This is a genomic window from Fibrobacter sp. UWEL (genome assembly GCF_900142535.1).
Classification (GTDB): Bacteria; Fibrobacterota; Fibrobacteria; order Fibrobacterales; family Fibrobacteraceae; genus Fibrobacter.
On sequence record NZ_FRBE01000002.1, the window covers coordinates 228,942 to 254,144 of the forward strand.

Here is a 25,203-nt window from a genome sequence, read left to right on the forward strand (position 1 = left end):
TGTCTCATCGACGGGCACAATATTAGAATTATTCGGGATGGTTGGCAAGGGGAAAGGGCAAATTTTTTTAAAAAAATTTCGCAATTATGAATTACAAATGATTAATTACGAATTATGAATCACGAAAAAGGTCGTACCATCAGCAAAAACCCCGAAAATTTCATAATTTATACATCGCATCTCATAACTCATCATTCATCCTTCATTGTTAATTGTTCATTGTTCATTGTTAATTATTAATTGCTCATGAGCCTAAATTCCAACCGTCTTGACGCCTTTCTGGCATACCTTGGAGTGGAGCGAAACCTCTCCCCCATGACCATCCAGAGCTATCAGGAAGACCTGCGACATTTCGTAGGCTGGCTGGACGAGCAGGCACTGGACTTGAAGGATTTGACTCCGGAAAAATTGGATGAATTCTTGACAGTTGCCGCTGGCAAGGTAACTAGCGGGAACGGCAAGTCAGAGGGGCGCAGCGACGACCAAATTGAATACGCAGCCACAAGCATCGCAAGGCACTTCTCCAGCCTCCGCGGGTTCCTCAAGTACATGCAGAACCAGGGTGAGTACGACTTCAGCACCGAAAGCATGCTGGCAACGCCACGCCTTGGGCATTACCTGCCCCAGTACCTCACGCGGGAAGAAGTGGACAGTGTATTTGAGAGCGCCGCCCACGGCAAGAACCCACTGCGCGACACAGCCCTCTTTGAATTAATGTACAGCGCAGGCCTCCGAATTTCTGAGACATTAGGAATCAAGCTAGCCCAGCTGGATCTGGACAACGAATGGCTGACACCCATAGGCAAGGGCAACAAGCAGCGTTTGATTCCTCTGGGAAGCAAGGCCAAGGAAAACCTTAAGGAATGGATTGAGCGTGGTCGCCCCCTCACCCACCCGAGTACAGACAACGTAATTCTAAATTCTCGCGGCAAGCCCATGAGCCGTATGGGTGCCTGGAAGATTGTGCAGCAACATACCCTGCACCTGACAAAGCAGGTTTCGCCCCATACCTTCCGCCATAGTTTCGCCACCCACTGCCTGGAAGCAGGCATGGACCTTCGCGTACTGCAGGAACTGCTTGGCCACGCCGACATCAGCACCACCCAGATCTACACCCACGTAGACAAGGAATTTATCAAGCAGGAACACCGCCAATTCCATCCTCGAGAACTAGGCGGAAAGAAATAATTTTACTATTTTTACGCCGTTCAAATTTAAACAAAGGACTCAATAATGAGCAAGAATTACAAGATTGCAGTTCTCCCGGGCGACGGTATCGGTCCGGAAGTGATGAAGGAAGCTGTCCGCGTTCTGGACGTTGTTTCCAAGAAGTTCGGTTTCGACGTGAACGCAGAATGGGCCAACGTTGGTGGCGCTGCTTACGACGAAAGCGGTTCTCCGCTGCCGGAATCCACCCTCAAGCTGGGTGAAGCTTCTGACTGTATTCTTTTCGGTTCTGTGGGCGGCCCCAAGTGGGAACACCTGCCTCCTAACCTGCAGCCGGAACGTGGTGCTCTACTCCCCCTCCGTAAGCACTTCAAGCTTTTCTGCAACCTCCGCCCGGCTCGCGTCTATAAGGAACTTGCTGGCGCTTGCCCGCTCCGTTCTGACATCGTCGGTGACGGCTTCAACATCCTTACCGTTCGTGAACTGACTGGTGACGTTTACTTCGGTCAGCCCAAGGGCCGCGAAGGCGTTCCTGGCTCCAAGGAAGAAATCGGTTTCGACACCATGAAGTACAGCCGCTACGAAGTGGAACGTATCGCTCGCTTCGCTTTCGACGCAGCAATGCTCCGCAACAAGAAGGTTGCTTCCATCGATAAGGCTAACGTTCTGACCACTTCCGTTCTGTGGCGCGAAGTTGTGAACGAAGTCATCAAGGACTATCCGGAACTGACTCTCGAACACCTCTACGTTGACAACGCTGCTATGCAGCTCCTGAAGCGCCCCCGCGACTTCGACGTGATGCTCTGCCCGAACCTGTTCGGCGACATCCTGACCGACGAATGCGCAATGCTCACCGGTTCCATGGGTCTCCTCCCCTCCGCTTCTATCGCTGAAGGTTCCTTCGGTCTGTACGAACCGGCAGGTGGTTCCGCTCCGGACATCGCTGGCAAGGGCATCGCTAACCCGCTGGCCCAGATCCTCTCCACCGCTTTGATGCTGCGCTACACCTTCAAGGAAGAAGAAGCTGCACGCGCTATCGAAGCTGCTTGCGAAAAGGTGATTTCTCAGGGCTACCGCACTGGCGATATCTACCAGGAAGGCTGCACCAAGGTCGGTACCACCGGCATGGGCGACGCTATTATTGCTGCTTTGAAGTAATGCTGGATCCTCGATCAAGTCGAGGATGACAACGGCACTTTGTTGTGCATGACAATGCAAGAAAAAGACCAGTCCTCAAAAGGGCTGGTCTTTTTTTCACCAAACAAATTCTGAATTAATATGCGGCGACTACGCTTGTGTAGTTGGCGATTCTTTTCTGCAGCCAGCTCTTGAGACTTGCAATGTCCGTAGTGTAGCTGCGCTTGGGCTGCCAGCGGGCGGCATCATTGTCCAGAGCATTTTTGCAAAGAGCCACATAGCCATCCAGTTCGCCAGTAGCGTAATTGTAGAGGACGTCCTTCAGTTCGTTCCAGCGGGCCTTATAGGCGGCAAGAAATTCTTCGTTTGCAAAGAGGTTGGTGAAGAAACCGCTTTCGCTGTAGCCGTCCCAAGAGGAAGCTGAACCACCAGGGAAACCTCCGCCAGCACCACCGAAGTTGTTCATTCCGCCGCGGCCACCCGCACTTCCACCAGAATTCCCGCTAGTGGTATTGCAGGTTCCCCAGTCGTTCATATTGGCGGCGACGCAGTTGTAAGGGCTCTTGCTGGGATTGCCACTGCTGAGAATCCAGGAATCCTCGCTGAAATACTGGAACGTATCTTCGTTCCAGCTGTAGCCGAAACCGCCGTCGTAATCCCAGATGGGACCGAAAGCATACTTGCCATCGGCACTTTCCTTGTACAGATAAGTACTGCGGGGTGCTTCAATTTCCACGTTGCGGGTCACTTCCTGAATAATCAGGTAATCGATGAAGGTTGCCACATCCATGAGGGACGAGAAGGTCGCGAAGTCGCTATCGGCAATAGCCTGTTCCACCTTGGCGAAGTCCGCCTGGATGGATTGCAAATCGTCGGACGTCACGTTCTTCGGGTACTTCACCGCCATAGGCAACTTATAGACGCTGCTCCAGAAATTGTTATTGTCCCAGGTATTCAATTCCGGACCGTCATCCTTGTCCATATTGAACAGCACGCCGGTGGTCTTGTCAATGTTGACGCGGTTTGCAGCCTGTTCGATCGGTTCTGTCAGCTGGTAAATCCCCTTGTAGTCGCCGTTCACTTCAACTTCTACAAAACGGTTGGCATTGACAAACTTGAAATTGCCCATGTTGCGGGCCATGTCGAAAACCACTGCGTTCATGAACTTGCTTTGATCGCGGTAATTGGCCAGCAGAACCCAGTCCTTATTTGCAGCCAAGCCCAGCACTTCCGTCTTTTCGCTGAACTTAATTCGATAGGGCTTCTTGGGATACCAAAGGCGAGTGGAATTTCCGCGGTAGCGCACCTTCCCCGCCGAGGCCGGCACATCATTATACAGGCCGTTGCCCGCAATTTCGATGACAGCCTCACTATAAATAGATTCTCCATTTGCATCCGTATCGTTCAGGGCCGCGCTATCGGGAACCGTAATGCGGATGTATGGAATGCCGTTGTTGGGCATGGGATCGGTGGACGGCGCGACCACTGTTTCCGAGGAACTTGACACAACCAGAAAGCCCGAGGAACTTGACGTGGTCAGGAGCACAGAAGAACTAGATTCTACATGAAATGAGGGACTTGATTCCGCAAGAGAAGATGAGCTTGTGATATGAAATTCCGCTGATGAACTCATCTCATTTTGCAAGATGGAACTGCTGGAATGAAGAATTGTTTCAGCCCTATTGTTTTCAGAATCACTTGATGCAACAATTTCGGAACTTTCGGAATATCCAGGTGTAACAGGAGACTCCATTGGGGAAGTCGTCCCATCATCACCACAAGCAACCAGTCCTCCGCACACGGCAACAGCGGCCACCAAACGCAAAAACATCCTAGTCATATTACACCTCAACGGGTAATATAGACCAATGGAATTTGCGGGAAAAGGGGCGCGAAAAAAGTTCCGTGTTAAGGGTGTGTAAAAAAGAAAATAATAATCGTGAAAAAAGCGAGGTGGGAAATTACTTCCCGTTATTTTTCAAGATTTCTTCAATGTCCTCGCGGGTCAGGCAGGTGCGCTGCACCAATTCTTCCGCAATAGTCAGCAAGGTTTTCTGGCAGGCCATAAGGATATTGTAGCACTGTTCCACCACGTTCACTTCGGACATCTGGAAGTAATAGCAGGCAGCCTGAAAACTCTGGTAGTCCGCATCGCTCTTGTACAGTTCCGCAGGCAGCTCACGCATTAACGTGTCCAGATCGCAGGCGAAATTTTTGCGGATGAGAAACTCGGAAATATGGCCCGCAATCGCGATATGGGCAGAGCCATCCAGCTCACTTCCCGTAATGCGGGTAATGCCCGAACGTTCCTTGGAGTTTGTCATCTTCACATATTCCAGAGGACGCTTAAACAAGAACGCAACTAGGGCATGGCCAGCTTCGTGGCGGCATAGACGAGTGTATTCTTCAGCACCGAAGAATTCCACCAAAGAATCACGAGTTAATTGTTCAGACATTTTTCACCAATCATTCGAACAAGAAATGCCGCGAAACGCGGCACCTCTAACTTAATCAGATCTAGGCTTTACTTCTTCTTTTTGGACTTAGCCTTAGACTTCTTGGATGACTTTTTTGCCTTGGACTTCTTAGCAGCCTTTTTCTTGGAGGCCTTCTTAGCGGCAGGCTTCTTTTCCGGAGCAGGAGCTACGGTAGGCTCGGGTTCCGGTTCAGGTTCTGCTACAGTTTCTTCGGCAGGAGTTTCTTCCGCAACGGATTCCTCTGCAGCATCTTCAGCAGGAGATGCGTCTTCGGATGCGGGTTCTTCGGAAGCTACTTCAGACTCTTCAGAAGCCTGTTCATCAGAGCCTGCATAAGGTTCTTCAGATACAGGAGTCTGTTCACCTGCGGATTCTTCCGTCACGGATTCTTCTGCCGGCTGATCTGCAGCAGGTTCACCATAGTAATCGGAATAAGACGGTTCTTCAGTAGGCAAAGATTCCGTTGCACTTTCGTCAGAAGAATATCCGTAGGAATTTTCTTCGGCAGCAGGTTCTGCAACCGGTTCTGCGGCAACATCGTCCTTTACAGCAGAAGCAGCGTTCGATTCGTCATCGCTCTTGAACAGATCAAAATGAACCGTAATAGAACCGCCAAACTTCATGGAATTGAAGCGATAGTCAGCATCACTTTTCTTAAAGTTCTTTTCCATGGTCAAGTAAGACCAGTTGAGTTCAACACCCATATGGTAAGGCAGTTGCACGCCAACGTTTGCACTTGCATAAAAATTCAAGGGTTTGTTCCACCAAGTCATGAACTTAGAAGCAGGAATCGGGTAACCGAATCGGGCTTCAAAGTAAGGACGAGCATCCCATCTTTCGGGGCCGATTACGCCAACGGAAGCAAACAGGGGTACTGCGGGCATCACAACGTTATTGTCGCCATCCTTCTGCACACTAACAAAGCCAAGACCGCCACCCACCATGAGGGGACCAGCAGGGAATACCAGGAACTCGCCACCCAAGCTATAGGCAATGTCGGAATGAAGGTCGTAATTAGATTCAACACCATTAACAGTCTGCTTCACCTTAACATCGCCAGGTGCATATCCAGAAACAAAACCCTGAATTTGAGCAGCGGAAGCTAATGTTGCAAATGCGCCCAGAGCGAGGGCGAGCGTAGTAGAAACTCTTTTCATGTCAAAACCCTTTTTGATGGCACAAATATAGCTTTGTATAGTGCCCATCACTAGTAAAATTTGACAAACATAGTGGAAGCCGATGGAGCACAAGGGTCAGTGAGTGACAAAGACGCATAAAAAGAACATCCGCCCCTGCGGTGAGGCAGGAAGCGGATGTTTTTGAATGCTAGATCCTTCGACTACGTGCTACGCACTTCGCTCAGGATGACAATCGGGTGGGGTTAGCCTACGAAAATACGGCCGTTGCGGAACAGCTGCATCCACGGACCGTCTTCGCCCCATTCAGCCGGATGCCAGGAGTACTGGCAAGTACGGAACACGCGTTCCGGATGCGGCATCATGACGAGAGCGCGACCGTCTTCAGAGCAGAGGCCGTTGATTGCAAACGGAGAACCGTTGGGGTTCAGCGGGTAGCGTTCGGTGTATTCGTGCTTGCCGTCCACGTAGCGGAGAGCCACGAGGCCAGTCTTCAAGCAGGCTTCTGCAGCTTCGCGGGAAGCGAATTCTGCGCGGCCTTCACCGTGAGCCACAGCGATCGGCAGAACAGAGCCAGCCATACCCTTCAGGAGCACAGCCGGAGTATCTTCAACCTTCAGAGAGCAGTAACGAGCCTCGAAGCGTTCAGAGAGGTTCTGAACGAAGCGGGGCCAGTGCTTTGCGCCCGGAATCAAGTCCTTCAGGTTAGAAACCATCTGGCAGCCATTGCAGACGCCCAGAGTGAAGGTGTCCTTACGGTTGAAGTAGGCTTCGAATTCTGCGCGAGCCTTGGGGTTGAACAAGATGCTCTTTGCCCAGCCTTCGCCAGCGCCAAGAACGTCACCGTAGCTAAAGCCACCGCAAGCCACCAGACCGTTGAAGTCCTTCAGGCTTACGCGACCGCTCAAGATATCGGTCATATGGACGTCGATGGATTCGAAACCGGCCTTAGCAAATGCGGCAGCCATTTCCAGTTCGCCGTTAACGCCCTGTTCACGGAGGATTGCCATCTTCGGGCGGCTGGAGTAATCCTTGATGATCTTTGCGCTTGCAGCCAGGTCAAAGGTGACCTTGGGGGTGATACCCGGATCATCCTGTTCCAGCTTGAGGGTGTATTCGCTTTCAGCGCAAGCCGGATTGTCGCGGAGGGCGGCGATGCGGCGAGTGGTATCGGACCAGATGGCGCGAAGGTCAGAGAGGCCTTCGGCGTAGTCACCAATCACGATGTTGTAAGTGTTGTTCAGCTTACCGATTTCAGAAACGGTATCAGCCAGGCCAGCAGCAGCGAAGGCAGCCTTAACAGCAGCAACGTCTGCGTTTGCAACCTGAATCACAGCGCCCAGTTCTTCGTTGAAGAGAGCGTCGATGACATTGCCCTGGAGAGCGTTCACATCCAAAGTAACACCAACGTGACCTGCGAAAGCCATTTCGGTAACGGTGGTATAGAGACCGCCATCAGACTTATCGTGGTAAGCCATGATCTTGCCATCGGCATTGAGCTTCTGGATGGTTTCGAAGAAGGCGCGGAGTTCCTTAGCGGAATCAACGTCCGGAGCCTTGTCGCCAAGCATATTGTAAACCTGAGCGGCAATGGATGCACCCATACGGTTCTTACCGCGAGCCAGGTCAACCAACATCAAGGTAGTATCGTTGTTCTGGATGAGCTGCGGGGTCATGGTCTTGCGAACGTCGGCGCAGGGAGAGAAGGCGCTGATGACCAGAGAAATCGGAGCAGTAACGCGGTGGCTACCCTTTTCGTCGGCCCAAACAGTGCTCATGGACATGGAGTCCTTACCCACCGGAATGGTAATGCCAAGTTCCGGGCAGAGTTCCATACCGATAGCCTTTACAGCTTCGTACAGGTCAGCACCGTCACCTTCGTAGTTAGGAGTTGCCATCCAGTTAGCGGACAGGTTTACGCGGCCCATATCCGGAACGTAAGCGGCAGCCATGTTGGTGAGAGATTCAGCAACAGTCATGCGAGCTGCGGCAGCCGGAGAAATCAAGGCGATGGGAGCGCGTTCGCCCATGGACATCACTTCACCTTCGTAGGTGTCGAGAGTTGCAGAGGTAACAGCGCAGTCAGCTACAGGAACCTGCCAGGGGCCAACCATCTGGTCGCGGCAGATCATACCGGTCACGGAACGGTCACCGATGGAGATCAAGAAGGTCTTGTCTGCAACAGTGGGGTTAGCGAGAACGCGGTGTGCGATATCCTTGATGGAAGCGTCAGCAGGAACAACCTGAGAAGTGAGCGGGCGCTTCTGGCTGGTTTCGTTACGGATCATGCGAGGCGGCTTGCCCAGCAGAACTTCCAGCGGCATATCGATGGGAGTAGAACCGAAGTGCTTATCAGTCAGAGTCAAATGCTTTTCGGGAATAGCTTCGCCAACCACTGCGTACGGGCAACGTTCACGCTTACAGATTGCGTCGAAGATGTCCAGCTTGTTGCCAGCCACAGCGATCACATAGCGTTCCTGGGATTCGTTACTCCAGATTTCGAACGGGCTCATACCCGGTTCGTCGTTGGGAACGTTACGGAGTTCGAACTTACCGCCCAGACCGCCATCGTTCACCAGTTCCGGGAAGGCATTGGAAAGTCCACCTGCACCCACGTCGTGGATGAAGGTAATGGGGTTTTCTTCATCCATTGCCCAGCAACGGTCGATCACTTCCTGGCAACGACGTTCCATTTCGGGGTTTTCACGCTGCACAGAAGCAAAGTCCAGAGATTCATTACCAGCACCGTTAGCCACAGAGCTTGCTGCACCGCCACCAAGGCCGATAAGCATAGCAGGACCGCCAAGCACAACCAGGTGGTCACCCGGATCAATGTGGCCCTTTTCGATGTGGTCGTGCTTGATGTTGCCGAGACCACCAGCCAGCATAATGGGCTTGTGGTAACCGCGAACTTCGTTGCCCTTTTCTGCAGAAACTTCCTGTTCGAAAGTACGGAAGTAACCGAGGATATTGGGACGGCCGTATTCGTTGTTAAAGGCAGCACCGCCAAGAGGACCTTCGATCATGATGTCCAGAGCGGAAGCAATACGGCTGGGGCTGCCGAAATCCTTTTCCCAGGGCTGAACGGCGCCAGGGAGTTTCAGGTTAGAAACGCTAAAGCCAGTGAGGCCTGCCTTAGGCTTGGAGCCCTTACCAGTAGCACCTTCGTCACGGATTTCACCACCACTACCGGTTGCAGCACCGGGGAACGGAGAAATTGCTGTGGGGTGGTTATGGGTTTCCACCTTCATCAAGATGTCCACTTCTTCGTTGTGGAAGTCATACTTGTTGGTGCGGGGGTCAGCGTAGAAACGACCGGCAGTTGCACCCTTCATCACGGCAGCGTTATCCTTATAGGCGCTGAAGATGTTGGTGTTGTGCAGAGCGTAGGTGTTCTTGATCATCTGGAACAGGGACTTGTCCTGCTTGACACCGTCGATGGTCCATTCAGCACCGAATACCTTGTGGCGGCAATGTTCGGAGTTGGCCTGAGCGAACATGTACAGTTCCACGTCGGTGGGATTGCGCTTGAGAGCGGTAAAGTTGTTGACCAGGTAGTCGATTTCGTCGGCGGAGAGAGCAAGACCCATGGACTTGTCTGCCTTGACGAGAGCTTCGCGGCCTTCGGTAAGGACCGGAATAATGTTCAGGGGGCGCGGTTCTTCCTTGCTGAAGAGGACGCCCAGAGCGGCGGTGTCTGCGAACACGGCCTGAGTCATGCGGTCGTGGATCTTGGCTTCGATAACCTTGCGGGCATCGGCAGAAGCAGCGCCTTCAAACTTTACGTAGTAGGCAATGGCGCGTTCGATACGCTTGATAGCGGGCAGGCCGCAGATGTGAGCGATATCGGTAGCCTTGGAGCTCCAGGGGCTGATGGTACCCGGACGGGGGCAAACCACGAACAGTTCACCTTCCAGAGCCTTGGCTTCGCGCATGGGGCCGTAGTGGAGCACCTTTTCCAGAGTTTCCTTTTCGGAAGCGCTGAGGTCGGCGGACAGATCCACCACATGGAGGAATTCAGCGTAAACGCTTGCGACGTTCAGGTTTTCTTTCTTGAAGTCAGCCAGAAGTTTCTGGAGACGGAAGTCCGACAGAGCCGGAGTACCACGAAGAATGAGCATTTTTACCTCTTGCCGGGGGTTAGCCGGCGCCTTGTGTTATTTAAAATTTTACGAGGTAAAGATAGCTTTTGACAATCACTCTTTAAAGTTCAAAAATGCCGAAAAAAGCTTAAAAACAGCTAGATTCCTCGACTTCGCTCGGAATGACAGCTGTGGGCGCACACCCTAAAAACAACAAAAAAATCCCGACCGAGAGGCCGAGATTTTTCGAGAAATTTGTAACTCGTTGAGAGTCAAAGAGTTAGGATTTCAAAGCGAATTACTTCTTCTTACCCTTCTTGCCCTTCTTAGCCTTAGCAGCCTTCTTGGGAGCGGGAGCAGGAGCTTCTTCAACAGCTTCTTCGCCTTCTTCTTCATCTTCGTCCAGTTCTTCATCAGCAGCTGCTGCAGAAGGATTGCCCTGGAGAGCGGAGATGTTCAAGCCAGCGTAACCAGCGAGAGTCTTCAAGTTGGTCTTCTTGTCTTCAGAAACGCTCTTGAAGGAGGCTTCGATGAAGTAACTGGGAGCCAGTTCGAAACGATGAACCAGAGTCTTGAAGTTGTCGGAACCCTTCACGGAAGGAGCAACGGCACGTTCAATAGCCTTGATGTCGCTGGAAGTCTTGACGCCCTTTTCGGCAATGCCGCAAGCCACAGCCCAAACCTGCTTGGAAAGCATGATGTTGGTGCCGACATATTCCAGAGTGCTGGAACCATACTTCTGGTAGGCAGTGCTGCTCTTACCATAAGCTTCATTTGCCTGGGAGGCATAGCCATTCTTCTGGACAAGGATCATCACCAGGAGGAGTGCGGCTACGCAAGTAAATACGATGGAAAATACTTTAACGTTCATTGTGCAATCTCCTACTCAAAGTGGAAGGGGGCCGGTTCACCCACCTTAAAGGTTTCGGTCATGTTGATCTTCTTGAGAGCTTCGTAGTCCACGGACTTGAGCTTCTTGCCATCAAAGTTGAAGGTCACCACGCAACCCTTACCGCAAGCCACTTCCTTCACGCTTGCTTCATCCTTCACCAGGAAGGTTTCAGCAAGACCACGTTCACCGTATTCAGCCAAAGCCTTGTTGATGATGGTTTCGGAGTTATACATGTTCAGGAGAGCGTTTCTATAGATGTAAGTCAGCTGAGTCAGACGAGCGTCCTTGTTTTCTTCTACAGCCTTCACATTTGCCTGGAAGGATGCCAGGGACTTGTCGCTGTTCAGAGTGGCATAGACCAGGTTCCAAGCCATGTTGTACTGGTCCACGGACTTCCACAAATCAAAACGAACTTCATCCACGGAGGACTTGTAAGCAGTCATCTGGGTGTCATAGGAAGACTTAGCCTGTTCCTCGTAAGAGCTCTTCATGCACATCATCAAGATGAACAGACCGATAATCAGAACGATATCGACAATGAGCAGAATCTTAAACTTCTTCATGTTAGCGGGAGCCTTTGCTGCAGTTTCGGCTGCATCGGTCTCCGTTGCCACGGTTTCAAGTTCTTCGTTATTCATAGGTTTCCTTTTTTAAAGATTTCTGCATAGAATATAATTCCTTACAACAAAACTGCAAGTTAAGATTTGAAAAAATTGGGTAAATTAATGTTTTTAGGGACTAGGGGCTAGGGGTTAGGGGCTAGTACTGCGGAATACTTCGTCTTTTTCTATATTGTGGCGCATGAGTGAAAACGCAAGTAAACAAAAACTTCCTTCCCAGATTATCTTCGAGAACTTGAAAGAACTCCTGCGAGCAAAAAACACAGCCCACGAGTCCATGTTCAAGTTTCACTGGAAGAAAATGTGGCCTTTCTGCCTAATCTGGCCCCAGGTAGATTTTGAACGAATTGTTCGACTCATGAGCGAACTGCGCAAGAACGTCATTAACCAGAAGAACCTCCTGGCACAGGCCAAGGGCAAGTCCAAGGATTTCGAGAAGACCTTCCTCAACGCAGTTCCTGCCTATCTTGACGCGCTGGACGTTTCCTGCAAATTCCTGGGTGAAGCCGCCCAATGGAAGCAGGACATGCTCTTGAAGCGTATCCATAAGGACGTGAAGTTTAAGCGAGATGTTGCCGAATGGAGCCGCATCCTGAAGGATTACGAAACCGCCCAAGGGAACCTGACTCGAGCAGGCGCATTTGTCCAGATGGGCTGGCAAGAATTTGTCAATGCAGGAGGCTTCGTAGCAGATCAAGCCGCCACTTAAGGCGCTGCACGAAACCACGAGATTTGCCGCCCACCAGCTGGGTGGCATTTTTTTTATGAATGCGATATTGGATCAGAGGCTTCTGGATAGCAGCCACCTTAAAATGACGTTCCGCCATCAGTCCTAACCACTGGTCATGCATAGGTAAATTCTTCGGGAAGGGCAACGCCTTTTCCAGCAGTTCCCGACGAAACGCCATGCAGCAACCTGTATAAGTATTCTTGAGCCAGTTGCAGAACAGTCCCGACTTGTAAGGACGATCCTCCCACATGCGACTGACGGAACCACCCGACGTAGAAACGGTCAAGGGACGTCCTTCCCCATCCATGAAACTTGCATCATGAACCGCCAGGATTGCCATACCTGCGGGAGCTGTGGAGACATCACCGCCCAAGGCATCCAGCATGGACTGCACTTTTCCCGACATCCAAACGTCGTCTTGATCCGCCAGGAAAATCACATCGCCCTTGGCTTCCTGCAGGGCACGTTCAAAATTGTACGTAGGCCCAAGATGGCTGGACGCGGGCAGCAACCGGATGCGGGCATCCTGAAGGGAGGCTATCACCTCCAGAGTTCCGTCTGTGGAACCATCATCGGCAATGACCACTTCAGCATTCTGGGGCAGCTGGGAAAGGATACTCTCCAGCTGTAGCCTTACATAAGAGGCGCCATTGTAGGTTGCGACACAGACGGTAATCATGAGCTAGTGTTTTAAAAGGAAAGACGGAATAAAAAGCTTAGGAAAGCGTTTCAAAAATTCAGGAGAAGTACTGGCCAGTTTCGGCAGATGTTTCAGGGCGTTCCACTTCTGGCCATAAGCCAATGCAGAAAACCATCGAGCCTTCCAGACTTTAACAGCCCTACGATAAAGCTCGTGATCCTTGTACAGTTCAATAATATTCAAGATTTCCCCGTACATGCGGTCATGATTAGCGTGCATGTTACTCCCGTGATCCTCTCGATAATAACAGCACACAATATCCGGAGAAACCGGCTGGGGACCAAACTCATAAAGCACTCGCAAGTACAGCGGGTAATCCTCGAAGAAGAATCGGGTATCATAACCACCCAGCCCAAGAATCGTTTCCGTGCGGAACATTTCAGCACAGCCATGAAGAGCCTTCTTTCCCAGGAAAAATTCATCAAAGTGAATTTCAGGAACCGCTTCCAGAAACTGCGGGTCCATCTTCTGTCCCACCACGCCACTTTCGGACATGGGGATAACCTGCCCAAAGCAGGCCACAGCCTCCGGATGACTTTCCAGGAATCGCACCTGTCGAGCCAGGCGATCGGGCGGCATCACGTCGTCAGAAGAGAACGTGCAGTAGTATTTCCCACGGGCATAGGTCAGCAATTCATTGAGGGTGCCGATCAGTCCCTTGTTAGGACGGTGAATCAGTCTAAAGCCAAGTTCGTCGGACAGTCGCTTTAACAGCTGGGGCGATCCATCGGGACTGCCGTCATCCACCACGATCAACTCGAAGGAAACACCCTTCTGTTCCATAACGGAACGTACGGCGGCCTCCACATACTTCTCATGGTTGTAGCTTGCCAGCAGGACAGATACTAGGGGTTGTTCCACTTGAGCCTCCGAACCATGACAAACAAGACAACAAAATACAGCAGATTTTCCAGGGCGTAGCCTACCATGGGGCCGTTAAATTCAAACATGGGCAATCTCATGCAGACTACCGCAGAAGTTGCCAGGAACACTTCGGAAATAATCTCTACCGTCAAGAACTTCTTGGTTTCGCAACGGGCGATCAGGACCAGCGCAAGAGCAAAACCACCAGCCCTAAAGAAGTCTCCTACCAGCTGGTAGAACAGATGGTCGGCAGCTCCCATATAGGCCTTGGAGAACAAGACCTGCACCAGAATTCCCCTACCAAAATAAAGAGCACAGACTGCCACTAGGGAGATACCCATGACCCGCAACAGCAAGGGGTTAAACAGCCTAAAAAATTCCTGGCGAGTCTGTTTCGCGGACACCTTGGGTAGAATAATCACCGTCAGGATGGCTGACATCATCATGAATAAAAAGTCGGAAACTTTCCAGACGCTCTGCCAAATGCCAGCGGCGTCATTGCCAAAATTAGAAGCCACAGAAGTTCGAATGATGGTCAACACCACAGGGCTCAAGATCATGGGAACCAGTCCCATCAAGGCATAGGACAGCCAGGGGCCGCGAACATCAGCCGCCGTAGACCAGACTCGTTTAATGCTAAAGCCTGCCTGACTTGCAACGCGAATGGCAAAAAAGGCTGCCACCACCGACTGGGTCGCAATAATGGAAAGTACGGAAAGGCGCCCCGTATAGAGGAAAAACGCAACCCAAATCACCTGCCACATGGAGGCTATCATATTGATGAGAGCCCATTTCTTATTCTCTCCCAGACCGTTCATTACGGCGGCCGTGATGGTAATAATATTGGAGGACAGAATGCCAGGCAAGGCAAACAGGATGGCAGCTTGCACCAGGCGGGTATTCATTCCCGGAAACAGACTTTCCAGAGGCGCCATAAAGCAGAACAGTACCGCCGCAATGCAGGTAAACAAGGTTGCGAAGGTGGTCAGTCTAAAACCGCCATGCCAAATCCCCAGCAATTCCTTATCATTGTCCTTATTCTGGGCAGTCAAGCTGGTCCACCCGTTTTGCAGAGCCAAGCTGGATGTGGCCTGCCCGATAGAGAGCAAGTTCATAAACTGCCCCACGCAGGCAAAGGCCGCCGGCGGCAGGAAAATTGCCAGCAACTTATTGATGGCAAAAGCCCGCAGAGCGTTAAATGCGGTTACTGCACCAGAGCCAAGAAAACTCTTCGCAAACATTAACGAGCCTCAAAACTATTGACGGCATCGATGACCGCCTGGATTTCCACTTCCGTCATAAAGGGATGAAGTGGCAAGCTCAATTCTTCCCTGGCCAGCTTTTCCGCGATGGGATAGCCCACTACCCCATAGGCATCCACGAAAGCCTTCTGCAAATGAGGCGGGGTCGGATAATGAATCAAGGTTTCAATGCCATGATATGCCAAATGAAGCTGGAGGGCGTCGCGGCAGCTGGTCCCATCGGGATATCCACAGTGCACCGGGAAAATATGCCACACGCAATTGCAGTGGAATCTTAAATCGTCGTCAGTGGCAACCACCCCACACATGCAGTTGGGCCTCAAGTGTCCCGAAGGCAAAACAGTTGCTTCCAGAGGCAATTTTACCAGAGGATTCCTAATTTCAGAGAGGTAACGCCCCGCAATTTCGTTGCGTCTAGCGTTTTCTTCATCCAGTTCCGGAAGCTTTACAGAAAGAACGGCAGCCTGGATTTCATCTAAGCGAGAGTTTTCGCCCACACATTCATGAACGTACTTCTTTTCGGAGCCGTAATTAGCGATCTTTCGGACCATCTGGGCTAGCGGTTCATCGTTGGTGACTACAGCGCCAGCATCCCCAAGAGCCCCCAGGTTCTTGCCCGGATAAAAGCTAAAGCCTGCAGCATCGCCCAGATTACCGGCACGACGGGAATCGGATGAATTATTCCAATCCATGGTGGCGCCATGAGCCTGGGCAGCATCTTCCAGCAAAAGAATTTCACGATCTTCCGCAAAAGCCTTCAGTCGATCCATAGGGCAAAGGCGGCCATACAGATGTACCGCAAGAATCGCCTTGACGCGAATATTGCTATAGGTTGCGTTCAAGAAAGCCTGCTCCACAGAACCCAAGGTCAACACGCATGTATCAGCATCCGGTTCAGCAGGCACAGGCACAAGCCCCGCAGCCTTTACCGCAAGCCAGGTGGCAATAAAAGTATTGGACGGCACAATGACGCCATCGCCCGGTTCCAGGCGACCAAGCTCAATATAACCCTTCAAGATTAGGGAAAGTGCCTCCAGACCGTTCCCTACCCCAACGCAATATTTGGCACCGCAATACTCCGCAAAGTTTGCCTCAAATTTGCGGCATTCCTCGCCACGAATATACCAGCCGGATTCCACCACGCGGCTTGCAGCCTTCTGCAGACGACCGCTATAAGAATCCACCACACGCTTTAAGGGATAATAGGGAACTTGAATCATGTAGCCCAAAGTAGTAAATATCCCTTTTCAGGAAACCGCCAAATTCTTACAAAACCGACAAAACCGCTGTTTTGCTGGACGAATCTTTTTCTAACTTATGGACATGTACGAAATTTTGCCCTACACCAAGGAACTGGACCAGCGACTGGACCGTTTTGTAGACCAGGAATCCGTCAACGGAACCTTCCTGCAAAGCAGACGTTTCCTGAACTACCATCCCGAGGGAAGATTCGTAGAAAAAAGCTTTATCCTGCACAAGGGTGGCGTTATCGTGGCCTACTTCCCGGGCGCAGAAATTGATGGGGAATTTGTCTCCCATCCCGGATCCACCTTTGGCGGCCCCGTGATTGCCAAGACCTGCTATAACGCAAGCCAGCTCAAGGAAATTCTGACCCAGGCCGACCAGCATCTTGCATCCCAATTCAAGAGTGCCCGCCTGAAGGTTACCCCAGCCTTGTTCGCCGAAGAGAGTCCCGACTTGCTGGACTACATGCTGGAACATCTGGGCTACAGCCGCTATACGGAACTGAGCAGCAGAAACCCGCTGTGCAAGGACATGGACATTGTGGCGCAATGCAACCGTAACCAGCGTAGGCTCTGGAAAGAATTCAACAAGTTCGCCGAAACCGTCCCCCAGGGAAGCATCCAGTATCGCGACCTCACCAGCGAAGAAGACATCGCCACCTTCTATAAATTTCTGGTCATCTCCAAGGAAAAACACCATACCAAGCCCATCCACACCCTGGAAGACTTGATGGACTTGAAGCAGAGATTACCCGAGAACATCCGCTTTAAGGGACTGTTCTACAATGGCCGATACGTCTGCGGGATGTTGCAGTTCGTATTCCCCAAAACGAAGGTGATTCACGACCAGAACATCTCCCCCGATGAAAGCTTCGAGCAGTTCCACCACACCACGCCCATGAACATCATGGCATTGCAGGAAGCGGCACAGCAGGGCTACACCAGCTTCTCCTGGGGCATTTCAACAGAAGATCGAGGAAACATCCTCAACGAGGACCTGTTCCATTATAAGGAATCTTTTGGAGCCACGGGGACTGTAAACGCTAGCTATACCAAAAAATTCTAGCATCCACATCCAGCGGAAAATCTAAATCGAAGTCTATTTCACTTCCTTCAGGAAGTCTTCGTACTCATATATATAGTCGGACTCGTCATAGTGCTCGGAAGCCAAGACCATGCACACCGCACCGCTACTGAAATTTTCAATCTCACGCCAAGTCATGGTAGGGATATACAAGCCCTTGTAGGAACGATTCAGGGAGAACTTCTGTCGAGTTTTCCCGTTATCCAGCACCACGTCAAAACTGCCACTAGCGGCGATAATCAGCTGGCGGAGCTTACGATGGGCATGTCCCCCGCGGGTTGCACCACCCGGAACGTCATACAAGTAATACAGGCGTTTGATGTCAAAGGGGATCAACTGACCGCCTTCCACCACGCTCAGGTTACCGCGCTGGTCATGGGCAATAGGGATATCAATTAGCTGGGGTTCGTTCCAATTCATGACGTAAATATAGTGAAAACCCGTACTTCGGGGGGTAGTTCGCCCTATTTTCACTTGAAACCCACCGCGAGTTTTTCTATATATGGGTCACACTTAGCGTATGTCGTGTTAAGCTCTACCAGCATACGTGTTAACCAAAGAGCTTCCTTTTACGAGGTTAATATGTCCTCTTTCCGTGGACCTAAGGGCAAGGTTGCCCGTTCCCTGGACCTTGCTGTTTCTCAGAAGACTCAGAAGGCTCTCGACCGTCGTCATTTTGCACCTGGCCAGCATGGTCAGAACCGCAAGAAGTCCGCTTCTGTGTACAAGCAGCAGTTGGTCGAAAAGCAGCGTCTTCGCTTCACCTACAACATTTCCGAAGCACAGCTTTCTAAGGCTTATGCCGAAGCAAACCGTCGCGCCGGTTCTGCAGGTGACAACCTGATGATCTTGCTCGAAACCCGTCTGGACGCAGCAGTGCTCCGCATGGGCTTCGCTCGCACCATCTTCGCAGCACGTCAGTACGTTGCACACGGTCACTTCACCGTGAACGGCGTTCGTAGCTTCTCTCCCGCTCGTCAGCTCAAGGCCGGCGACGTGATCGCAGTTCGCGAACAGTCTAAGGAACACGTTCAGATCAAGGAAGCACTGGCCGCTGGCGCAGCTGTTCCCGAATATCTGACTGTTGATGCATCTAAGATGACCGGTTCTCTCGTGAAGCTCCCGCTCCGCGATCAGATCCCCGTTCAGCTGCAGGAACAGCTGGTTGTGGAATACTACTCTCGCTAACGCTAGAGTTGATCCAACGACAACTGGAACATTTGGAAACACTCGCAGAAATGCGGGTGTTTCTTTTTTTGCAAAATGGTCGATCGTGCCTAGAATGGCTTTTGGCAGTTACGTCTAGCAGGGCTTTTGGCAAAATCCTAGTGCAAAAGTTCTTTTTCTAAGCAACCTGCACTAGGGTTTTTGAACAAATTAATACAATTTACCATACCCAGCCCCACAAAGCTAGTGCAAAACATCGCCAGCCACCCTTTTCGCACTAGTCCAGCCACTAAATATTCCCCAAAACAGGCCTTACTACCACATACAAACTAAAAATCCTAGTGTAAAACATCGCTAATCACCCTTTTCGCACTAGCAAATCACTAAAACACCACTCCGCGACAGCCTGTGGCACCCTCGCGGCCCCCGCCGTTTCACATTTTTTACTTAAATAGAACCCGAGCGCCAAGCCCGAGTTTTTTTTTAAAATTTGGGTTATGAACAAACTTTGCGCACTGATACCTTTCGCTAGTCTGCTATTGTTGGTGGGATGTCCTTATGTAGATCACGGAACATCTTACGCACAGAACCGCCTTCCCACCTTGGCAGAAGCCAGCGGCTGCTACTACCACGAAGGGCAGGAAACATACGGCGATTATTCGACCGGAGTTTATGTTTGTTCAGAACTATGCATCGACACCCTCCATGCATACATCCACGAAATAAAGTATCGCCAAAGCGAACCAGAGCTTTCCGACAAATACGAGGACACCACCACCGTGTGGGATGTTCGGGAAAACCGTCCTGATACAGACGGAACCATAAAAGACGGTCATTTCTTATTCGAGACAAATGATGGGGAGTTCGGTCGCAAGGCGGTCGGAATCTATAACGGCGGCCCTGTTCGGGAAATTAAATTCGGTCTGGATATTTATTCTGCTGAAAAGGGAGAAAGCAAATGCGAATTCTAGTTCTTTGCCTTTTCCTTCTGGCTACCTACGCCAACGCATTCTTCGCGTTTGGCAATCTAGGCGACAACCGTTTACAGAGCGAGAATAACGTCTATCGTCCGGCAGGTATCGTGAACTGGTCCCTGGGCGTAGGCGTCTTTGACGAACCGCAAAACCTCATTGACTACAAGATGTCCTTCGGGCTCACCCGCATTGGATATTCCTTCGACGACGGAAACGAAAGCGTTTCGCTATACGTCATGGATTTCAATCTGGTTTCCTGGTCGGCCACCTACAAGAACGTTTATTTCGAGATCTATGGAGGCTTCTCCTATCTGCTATTCGCAAACAATTTCTCCGACTACATGCAGGAGAAAGTCGGTGACGAATTCATCGACCAGGAACGGGTTTACCCCAGATACGGATATCGTCTAGGTTACTACGTCATGGACAACCTGATGGTTTCGCTAACCGCCAACTATAACATCGTGTGGTGGCGTTACGGCCATGGCAGCTGGAATAGCAACAACAATGAAACCCTACTTATCGGCGGCATCGGCCTGTCGGTTCAGTACAATCTGTTTTAGACAAGAACTTTTTGATAAGACGTTTTTCCCACGGCCTCCCCTCAGATTCTGACGGAGGTCTTTTTGCTGTATAATACAATGCGTATAATAAACAACAAGTAAACTCCACTAAAAACCAAAAATTTCAATATTTTTATTCGTTTTCTGTGTTTTTGTATAACAAAACGCCTCACCAGCACATTCAAAACCTATATTGAAAGCAAGGGTTAAACAACAATGCTAAGGAGATTTGGTAACATGAAACACATCGTCAGTTACACAAATTTCCGCCAATACATGCTGGACTTTTACGAGGAAAAGAAGCGCACCTCCGCATTTTCCTGGAGGGAGTTCAACAAGCTGGCAGGGTTCACCTCCCCCAACTACCTGAAGTTGGTTTGCGACGGAAAAAGCAAGCTGAGCAAGACGAAGGTGTCGGCGGTGGCCCAGGCCATGAACTTGGCGGGTTACGAGGAAACTTATTTTGAATTGATGGTCTCTTTTGACAACGCAAAAGAGGAACGCAGGCAAAGGGAAATCCTGCTGGAAATGGACCGCATGGCGCGGGAACACAAGGCCCGCCTAGTTGACGGAGACGCCTTCGAGTTTTACCAGTCCTGGGAATATCCGGTGCTTCGGGAACTGGCGCCCATGATGCCTGGGGCAAATCCCAGCGAAATGGCGGCCGCCTGCAACGAAGATGTTTCCGCCGAGGACGTGAGCCGCATTTTAAAGTTCCTGGTGAAGCGAGGCTTCCTGAAGTCTGAAGGAGACAAGGTCTACACCCAGACCGAAAAGACGGTAATCGCCTCCAAGGAAGCGCTACCGCTGGCCATCCGTTCCATGCACAAGGAAATGGCAGGCTACGCCCAGAAGGCCGTGGACAAGTATCCTGCGGGAGAACGTCACTTTCTGGGGATTACCATGGGCGTCAACGAAGAGCTTTACGGTAAAGTGGTGGAAGAGCTGGAAAATTGCTGCCGACGCATCAACGCCCTTACTGCTAACAGCGAAAACCTGGATCAGGTCTATCGCATGAACATTCAATTTTTCCCATTTACAAAAAAGGTTTAGGAGGCAATCATGAAAAAGTCAATCATCGCAGCAGGGGCTTTGAGCCTGCTTACTCTCGTGGGCTGTTCCGAAAACGCCACTGCCGGCAACGAAATCGAGCCAAACGCAGTCGCCAACAACAGTTCCTCCAGCGGAACCACACCGGACGAAGGTTCCTCCAGTTCCAACAGCAACACGGAATACACCATCAACTTTGACGAAATCTATACGTTCTCTACGGATGTCACCGGTAAGGAAAAAGTGGGACTGGCATTGATTTCCACTTATAAGGAAGAAAATGCGGCATCCGCAAGTTGCACCGTAAAGAAGCAGGAATTGACCGGCATCGTAAAGATTCACGACGGTCTCATCACCCGAGCCTACTCCGGAAAGAACCTATGCGCGACAGATGTAGATGAATTCGTCTATATGTTCAAGAAGACCTGCGCCAACTCCTTAACAGATGCAAACAAGACTATCGATTCCCTCGTCACTGGAGACAACAGCTTTGACTTCGCCTGCGTTTCCGGTACAGACTACATGTCCATCGATGAAGCTCTGGGAATGTTCGAAAGCATCATGAGCGACAACTGCAAGCAACTGGAAATTCGCGCTACCCTGGACTCTTTGGACAGTGCTAGTGCCGCAAACACACCTGCAAAAATTGTCTTTACCGACGACAATCCCGATGAGATTATCACCATCAATACTGCGGAAAGGACATTGGCGAATTACACCCTGCAATACGCTAAGCCCGAGGAACTGTCCTTCGATTCCCACGTACTGGCATACAGCAGCAACTTGAGTACGGACTGCTTTAAGGCCATGGACAAATACGAGGAAAACGAGAATGGCATTACCCTCTACAACGCCCCCATCATGTCCATCGAAAAAGATGTACTCCCCACCTGCTTCCCGAAGACCGAGTCCGTGGCGGATTTTTCCAGAAGAAGCGGCTCCTGCAAGTACTATCTAGTAAGTAGCGATGACGGAGCCCAGCCCACAGGCCACGTGCTGAGCAAGGTTTCAAAGGATACCGTCGAAACCATCAGCATCGCTCCCGGCGGGACCTGTATGCAAAGCTTCGGATTCTTTACGGTCTACTTCCTTGTGGAAGACTGCGACGGCATCATTAGCGAAAACACAAACATCATCCGCCGCGGAGCAACAAGCAAGCGGTGGGCCTGCGAAGAAGGCAATTACAGTCCCTCCCTAGACGCAATTTCCTACGGAGAATGGTATAGCGAAAGCCTGCTAGAACACTAAAGCACGAACGCCCCGCGAAAGCGAGGCGTTTCTTTTTCATGCAGGGCATTTCTTTTAAAATAAGGCAATCTTGCAAAAATCTTACCAATCCATCATTAGCACTTGGAATAGACCAAACGTTACCTGAAGGCCTCATTTTTTACTATTTTACGGTGAAATTAACAATTAACTAAAGGTGGTTTCTATGGGCAAAGTTCTCGGAAGACTCGCTTTACTCTCTGCGATTATTTTTGCAATTTACCACATCTATATTTCCAGCAAGCTGGACAAGGAAAATTTTAACGGGTAGGTCACTATGGAAATGAATAAAGACATCGCAGACCTCCAGGCTGCCGAATTGAAGCGCCACAAGGATAAGAAGTATATCCTGTGCTACCACAACCTGACCGTGAAGAACTGCAAGAAGGCCGTGGTGGAAATCCGCAAGATTGCAGAAGCTGCAGGCTCCCCCATTTCTATCGCCGTGGTTCCCTCCGTCGGTGGTGTTCCTGAATCTGAAATCGAATACTTCCACGAAGAACTGGAAAAGTTCGTAAACGAAGGCTACGAAATCCTTCTCCATGGTGCCCGCCACCGCGCAGACCTGTTCATCAACAGAAACTTTGTTGGCCGTGCCGCCCTGTGGCTCTCTAACAATGGTGCCGAATTTGCAGGTCTTAACGAACGTTTCTCCCAGGCACTGCTGAACCGCAGTCTGGCTCTGTGGAACGCCAACGGTTCCGGCCAGCCTACCGGCTTTATCCCCCCGGTCTGGTTCGCCAACAAGCACCTGAAGGCCCAGGCTCTTGAAAAGTTCGACTATTACGAAGATCTGTGCCGTATTTACAAGAAGACCGACATCAGCTTCACTTCCCTGAAGTCCCGCGTGCTGACCTTCTCCGTAATTCCTCAGCCCCTGCTGAACATCGCCCAGAGTTTCGCATGCCTCACCATGCTCCTGCCCGGTGGCATTCCCCGTCTGGTCATCCACAACAGTGATTTCCAGACCATCGGTGAAAAGCGTCTGCTGAACATGGTTCGCTACGCAAGTTCTCTTCGTGAAAAAATTATGTATAGGGATCTCTAATAATGATTCTCAATAAGTTCCTCTCCCGAGTCGATTACAACTCCTACGAAGATCTCCACGAGAACTTCAAGATTACGATTCCTGACAATTTCAACTTTGCCTACGACGTTGTTGACGAATACGCCAAGAACGAGCCCAAACGTGAAGCCCTGGTTTGGTGTGACGACAGTGACGAAAGCCATATCTTTACCTTCAAGGATATTTCTGTTGCATCCCAGCGTACAGCAAACTTCCTGGTAGATAACGGCATCAAGAAGGGTGACCGCGTGATGCTCATTCTCCGTCGCCGTTATGAATTCTGGTTCTTTATCCTGGCATTGCATCGTATTGGCGCTATCGTCATTCCTGCAACCAACATGCTTTCCGCTCACGATCTGGAATACCGCTTTAACGCCGCCGACGTGAAGATGGTGGTTTCCTATGATGAACCGACCCTCCAGAAGGAAGTAGAAACAGCAAAGGCAAAGAGCCCCTCTGTAGAAAAACTGGTCACTGTAGGTTCCGCCCGTCAGAACTGGATCAGCTTCTACGACGAATACGAAATGATGCCTCGTGAATTCAAGCGTCCCACTGGCGACGCCGGTACCAAGAACGACGACATCATGCTGGTGTACTTTACCAGCGGCACTTCCAGCAACCCCAAGATGGTGGCACACACCTTTACCTACCCTCTGGGCCACATCAACACCGCACGTTTCTGGCAGCACGTCATCGATGGCGGTCGCCACCTGAGTATTGCAGAAACCGGTTGGGCCAAGGCCATGTGGGGCAAGATCTACGGTCAGTGGATTGCAGGTACCGCCGTATTCGTGTACGACATGAAGGTATTCATCCCCGGCAAGATGCTGGAAAAGATGGCCGAATTCAAGATTACCACCTTCTGCGCACCTCCCACCGCCTATCGCTATTTGCTCCAGCAGGATTTGAGCAAGTTTGACCTGTCCAGCCTCACCTACTGCGTCACTGCAGGTGAAGCCCTCAGTTCCGACATTTTCAACAAGTGGTTCGAGAAGACTGGCCACAAACTCCGCGAAGGTTACGGCCAGACGGAATCTACCCTCATTACTGGTAACTACGAATGGATGGAAGCTAAGCCCGGTTCCATGGGTAAGCCCTCCCCCGGTTACAACCTGGACATCATCAACGCTGACGGAACCTCCTGCGGCGTGGAAGAAGTGGGTGAAATCATTATCCGTATCGATGGTGGCAAGCCCTTTGGTCTGTTTGGCGGTTACTACCGCGATCCGGAACGTACCGAAAAGGTTTTCGAAGGTGGCGTCTACCATACAGGCGATACCGCCTGGAAGGATAAGGATGGCTACTACTGGTTTGTGGGCCGTACCGACGACCTGATCAAGACCTCCGGCTATCGCGTGAGCCCCTTCGAAGTGGAAGAAGTCCTCCATCAGCATCCCGCCGTTATGGAAGTGGCGGTGACTGGCGTGGAAGACGCTGCCCGCGGTCAGGCCGTGAAGGCAACCATCGTGCTCCACAAGGGTTACGAAGCCTCCAAGGAACTGGCTAAGGAAATTCAGCTGTTCACAAAGAAGGTAGCTGCCGCTTACAAGAGCCCCCGCTACATTGACTTCGTCACGGAACTTCCCAAGACCATCAGCGGCAAGATTCGTCGTGCCACCATTCGTGACAACGACAAGGCTCAGGCAGAATCTGCAGAGAAGCCCGCTGAAGCCACTGAAGAAAAGAATTCAACAGAAGAACAATCCTAATCCCTATCAAAGA

The 25,203-nt window shown here is 51.0% G+C and carries 22 protein-coding genes; 11 read left to right on the plus strand and 11 right to left on the minus strand.

The features are described from left to right. Nucleotides 1–246 precede the first annotated feature (246 nt). A complete protein-coding gene (locus BUB59_RS02415) occupies nucleotides 247–1,188 on the plus strand; it encodes a tyrosine recombinase (RefSeq protein WP_073225278.1) in 942 nt (313 codons plus the stop codon). Between the two features lie 45 nt (nucleotides 1,189–1,233). Continuing rightward, on the plus strand, nucleotides 1,234–2,325 hold the full coding sequence (leuB, locus tag BUB59_RS02420; protein ID WP_073160566.1) for a 3-isopropylmalate dehydrogenase: 1,092 nt from the start codon (nucleotides 1,234–1,236) through the stop codon (nucleotides 2,323–2,325). Between the two features lie 115 nt (nucleotides 2,326–2,440). On the opposite strand, the gene BUB59_RS02425 is transcribed toward leuB, so the two are convergent. From BUB59_RS02425 to BUB59_RS02450, 6 genes are all read right to left on the minus strand, one after another. Beyond that, nucleotides 2,441–4,144 carry a CotH kinase family protein gene (locus BUB59_RS02425; protein ID WP_234979901.1) on the minus strand — a complete coding sequence of 568 codons (1,704 nt, stop codon included), beginning with the start codon at nucleotides 4,142–4,144 and terminating at the stop codon, nucleotides 2,441–2,443. Between the two features lie 121 nt (nucleotides 4,145–4,265). Continuing rightward, nucleotides 4,266–4,760 carry a hypothetical protein gene (locus tag BUB59_RS02430; RefSeq protein WP_073225282.1) on the minus strand — a complete coding sequence of 165 codons (495 nt, stop codon included), beginning with the start codon at nucleotides 4,758–4,760 and terminating at the stop codon, nucleotides 4,266–4,268. 68 nt (nucleotides 4,761–4,828) lie between these two features. Then, nucleotides 4,829–5,938, minus strand: a complete 1,110-nt coding sequence (locus BUB59_RS02435; RefSeq protein ID WP_073225284.1) for a hypothetical protein — start codon at nucleotides 5,936–5,938, stop codon at nucleotides 4,829–4,831. 224 nt (nucleotides 5,939–6,162) lie between these two features. Further along, a complete protein-coding gene (gene purL, locus BUB59_RS02440; RefSeq protein WP_073225285.1) occupies nucleotides 6,163–10,038 on the minus strand; it encodes a phosphoribosylformylglycinamidine synthase in 3,876 nt (1,291 codons plus the stop codon). Between the two features lie 259 nt (nucleotides 10,039–10,297). Beyond that, entirely contained in the window at nucleotides 10,298–10,870 is a 573-nt protein-coding gene (locus BUB59_RS02445) for a hypothetical protein (RefSeq protein WP_073225287.1), read from the minus strand. 11 nt (nucleotides 10,871–10,881) lie between these two features. Then, nucleotides 10,882–11,529: a hypothetical protein gene (locus tag BUB59_RS02450; protein ID WP_083540134.1), complete on the minus strand. Its 648-nt coding sequence runs from the start codon at nucleotides 11,527–11,529 to the stop codon at nucleotides 10,882–10,884. A 163-nt stretch (nucleotides 11,530–11,692) separates the two neighbouring features. On the opposite strand from BUB59_RS02450, the gene BUB59_RS02455 reads away from it, so the two are divergent. After that, on the plus strand, nucleotides 11,693–12,220 hold the full coding sequence (locus BUB59_RS02455; protein WP_073225289.1) for a hypothetical protein: 528 nt from the start codon (nucleotides 11,693–11,695) through the stop codon (nucleotides 12,218–12,220). Here BUB59_RS02455 and BUB59_RS02460 read toward each other — a convergent pair. Genes BUB59_RS02460 through BUB59_RS02475 form a run of 4 tightly spaced genes read right to left on the minus strand, consistent with a single transcriptional unit; the run spans nucleotide 12,180 to nucleotide 16,287 of the window. Further along, entirely contained in the window at nucleotides 12,180–12,920 is a 741-nt protein-coding gene (locus tag BUB59_RS02460) for a glycosyltransferase family 2 protein (RefSeq protein WP_073225290.1), read from the minus strand. The two genes, BUB59_RS02455 and BUB59_RS02460, sit on opposite strands and share 41 nt — an antisense overlap. 3 nt (nucleotides 12,921–12,923) lie before the next feature. Next, complete coding sequence (locus BUB59_RS02465) at nucleotides 12,924–13,802, minus strand: glycosyltransferase family 2 protein (protein ID WP_073225292.1); 879 nt, start codon at nucleotides 13,800–13,802, stop codon at nucleotides 12,924–12,926. Further along, nucleotides 13,787–15,046 (minus strand): O-antigen translocase, encoded by a 1,260-nt coding sequence (locus BUB59_RS02470; RefSeq protein ID WP_073225294.1) that lies wholly within the window; start codon nucleotides 15,044–15,046, stop codon nucleotides 13,787–13,789. The genes BUB59_RS02465 and BUB59_RS02470 overlap by 16 nt, the downstream gene beginning before the upstream one ends. Then, a complete protein-coding gene (locus tag BUB59_RS02475) occupies nucleotides 15,046–16,287 on the minus strand; it encodes a DegT/DnrJ/EryC1/StrS family aminotransferase (protein WP_073225296.1) in 1,242 nt (413 codons plus the stop codon). The genes BUB59_RS02470 and BUB59_RS02475 overlap by 1 nt, the downstream gene beginning before the upstream one ends. A 103-nt stretch (nucleotides 16,288–16,390) precedes the next feature. Between BUB59_RS02475 and BUB59_RS02480 the strand changes: the two genes are divergently transcribed. Then, nucleotides 16,391–17,377 (plus strand): GNAT family N-acetyltransferase, encoded by a 987-nt coding sequence (locus tag BUB59_RS02480; RefSeq protein ID WP_073225416.1) that lies wholly within the window; start codon nucleotides 16,391–16,393, stop codon nucleotides 17,375–17,377. 33 nt (nucleotides 17,378–17,410) lie between these two features. On the opposite strand, the gene BUB59_RS02485 is transcribed toward BUB59_RS02480, so the two are convergent. Beyond that, entirely contained in the window at nucleotides 17,411–17,815 is a 405-nt protein-coding gene (locus BUB59_RS02485; protein WP_073225298.1) for a sugar 3,4-ketoisomerase, read from the minus strand. Between the two features lie 162 nt (nucleotides 17,816–17,977). On the opposite strand from BUB59_RS02485, the gene rpsD reads away from it, so the two are divergent. The 7 genes from rpsD to BUB59_RS02520 all read left to right on the plus strand — a co-directional run bounded on the left by rpsD (nucleotide 17,978) and on the right by BUB59_RS02520 (nucleotide 25,190). Next, entirely contained in the window at nucleotides 17,978–18,583 is a 606-nt protein-coding gene (rpsD, locus tag BUB59_RS02490) for a 30S ribosomal protein S4 (protein ID WP_073225300.1), read from the plus strand. Between the two features lie 524 nt (nucleotides 18,584–19,107). Next, nucleotides 19,108–19,533: a hypothetical protein gene (locus tag BUB59_RS02495; protein WP_143160188.1), complete on the plus strand. Its 426-nt coding sequence runs from the start codon at nucleotides 19,108–19,110 to the stop codon at nucleotides 19,531–19,533. Beyond that, a complete protein-coding gene (locus BUB59_RS02500; RefSeq protein WP_073225303.1) occupies nucleotides 19,521–20,099 on the plus strand; it encodes a hypothetical protein in 579 nt (192 codons plus the stop codon). The genes BUB59_RS02495 and BUB59_RS02500 overlap by 13 nt, the downstream gene beginning before the upstream one ends. A gap of 237 nt (nucleotides 20,100–20,336) precedes the next feature. Next, nucleotides 20,337–21,152 (plus strand): TIGR02147 family protein, encoded by an 816-nt coding sequence (locus tag BUB59_RS02505; RefSeq protein WP_073225304.1) that lies wholly within the window; start codon nucleotides 20,337–20,339, stop codon nucleotides 21,150–21,152. Nucleotides 21,153–21,161: 9 nt separating this feature from the next. Then, nucleotides 21,162–22,397 (plus strand): hypothetical protein, encoded by a 1,236-nt coding sequence (locus BUB59_RS02510; RefSeq protein ID WP_073225306.1) that lies wholly within the window; start codon nucleotides 21,162–21,164, stop codon nucleotides 22,395–22,397. A 295-nt stretch (nucleotides 22,398–22,692) separates the two neighbouring features. Next, the gene (locus BUB59_RS02515) at nucleotides 22,693–23,463 is read left to right on the plus strand and encodes a DUF2334 domain-containing protein (protein WP_073225308.1); all 771 of its coding nucleotides are present in this window, start codon (nucleotides 22,693–22,695) and stop codon (nucleotides 23,461–23,463) included. A 2-nt stretch (nucleotides 23,464–23,465) separates the two neighbouring features. Further along, complete coding sequence (locus tag BUB59_RS02520; RefSeq protein WP_073225310.1) at nucleotides 23,466–25,190, plus strand: AMP-binding protein; 1,725 nt, start codon at nucleotides 23,466–23,468, stop codon at nucleotides 25,188–25,190. Nucleotides 25,191–25,203: the final 13 nt, after the last annotated feature.

Coding starts and splice junctions, on each gene's coding strand:
- BUB59_RS02415 (WP_073225278.1), top strand. CDS start 247: ATGAGCCTAAATTCCAACCGTCTTGACGCCTTTCTGGCATACCTTGGA.
- leuB (WP_073160566.1), top strand. CDS start 1,234: ATGAGCAAGAATTACAAGATTGCAGTTCTCCCGGGCGACGGTATCGGT.
- BUB59_RS02425 (WP_234979901.1), bottom strand. CDS start 4,144: ATGACTAGGATGTTTTTGCGTTTGGTGGCCGCTGTTGCCGTGTGCGGA.
- BUB59_RS02430 (WP_073225282.1), bottom strand. CDS start 4,760: ATGTCTGAACAATTAACTCGTGATTCTTTGGTGGAATTCTTCGGTGCT.
- BUB59_RS02435 (WP_073225284.1), bottom strand. CDS start 5,938: ATGAAAAGAGTTTCTACTACGCTCGCCCTCGCTCTGGGCGCATTTGCA.
- purL (WP_073225285.1), bottom strand. CDS start 10,038: ATGCTCATTCTTCGTGGTACTCCGGCTCTGTCGGACTTCCGTCTCCAG.
- BUB59_RS02445 (WP_073225287.1), bottom strand. CDS start 10,870: ATGAACGTTAAAGTATTTTCCATCGTATTTACTTGCGTAGCCGCACTC.
- BUB59_RS02450 (WP_083540134.1), bottom strand. CDS start 11,529: ATGAATAACGAAGAACTTGAAACCGTGGCAACGGAGACCGATGCAGCC.
- BUB59_RS02455 (WP_073225289.1), top strand. CDS start 11,693: ATGAGTGAAAACGCAAGTAAACAAAAACTTCCTTCCCAGATTATCTTC.
- BUB59_RS02460 (WP_073225290.1), bottom strand. CDS start 12,920: ATGATTACCGTCTGTGTCGCAACCTACAATGGCGCCTCTTATGTAAGG.
- BUB59_RS02470 (WP_073225294.1), bottom strand. CDS start 15,046: ATGTTTGCGAAGAGTTTTCTTGGCTCTGGTGCAGTAACCGCATTTAAC.
- BUB59_RS02475 (WP_073225296.1), bottom strand. CDS start 16,287: ATGATTCAAGTTCCCTATTATCCCTTAAAGCGTGTGGTGGATTCTTAT.
- BUB59_RS02480 (WP_073225416.1), top strand. CDS start 16,391: ATGTACGAAATTTTGCCCTACACCAAGGAACTGGACCAGCGACTGGAC.
- BUB59_RS02485 (WP_073225298.1), bottom strand. CDS start 17,815: ATGAATTGGAACGAACCCCAGCTAATTGATATCCCTATTGCCCATGAC.
- rpsD (WP_073225300.1), top strand. CDS start 17,978: ATGTCCTCTTTCCGTGGACCTAAGGGCAAGGTTGCCCGTTCCCTGGAC.
- BUB59_RS02500 (WP_073225303.1), top strand. CDS start 19,521: ATGCGAATTCTAGTTCTTTGCCTTTTCCTTCTGGCTACCTACGCCAAC.
- BUB59_RS02505 (WP_073225304.1), top strand. CDS start 20,337: ATGAAACACATCGTCAGTTACACAAATTTCCGCCAATACATGCTGGAC.
- BUB59_RS02510 (WP_073225306.1), top strand. CDS start 21,162: ATGAAAAAGTCAATCATCGCAGCAGGGGCTTTGAGCCTGCTTACTCTC.
- BUB59_RS02515 (WP_073225308.1), top strand. CDS start 22,693: ATGGAAATGAATAAAGACATCGCAGACCTCCAGGCTGCCGAATTGAAG.
- BUB59_RS02520 (WP_073225310.1), top strand. CDS start 23,466: ATGATTCTCAATAAGTTCCTCTCCCGAGTCGATTACAACTCCTACGAA.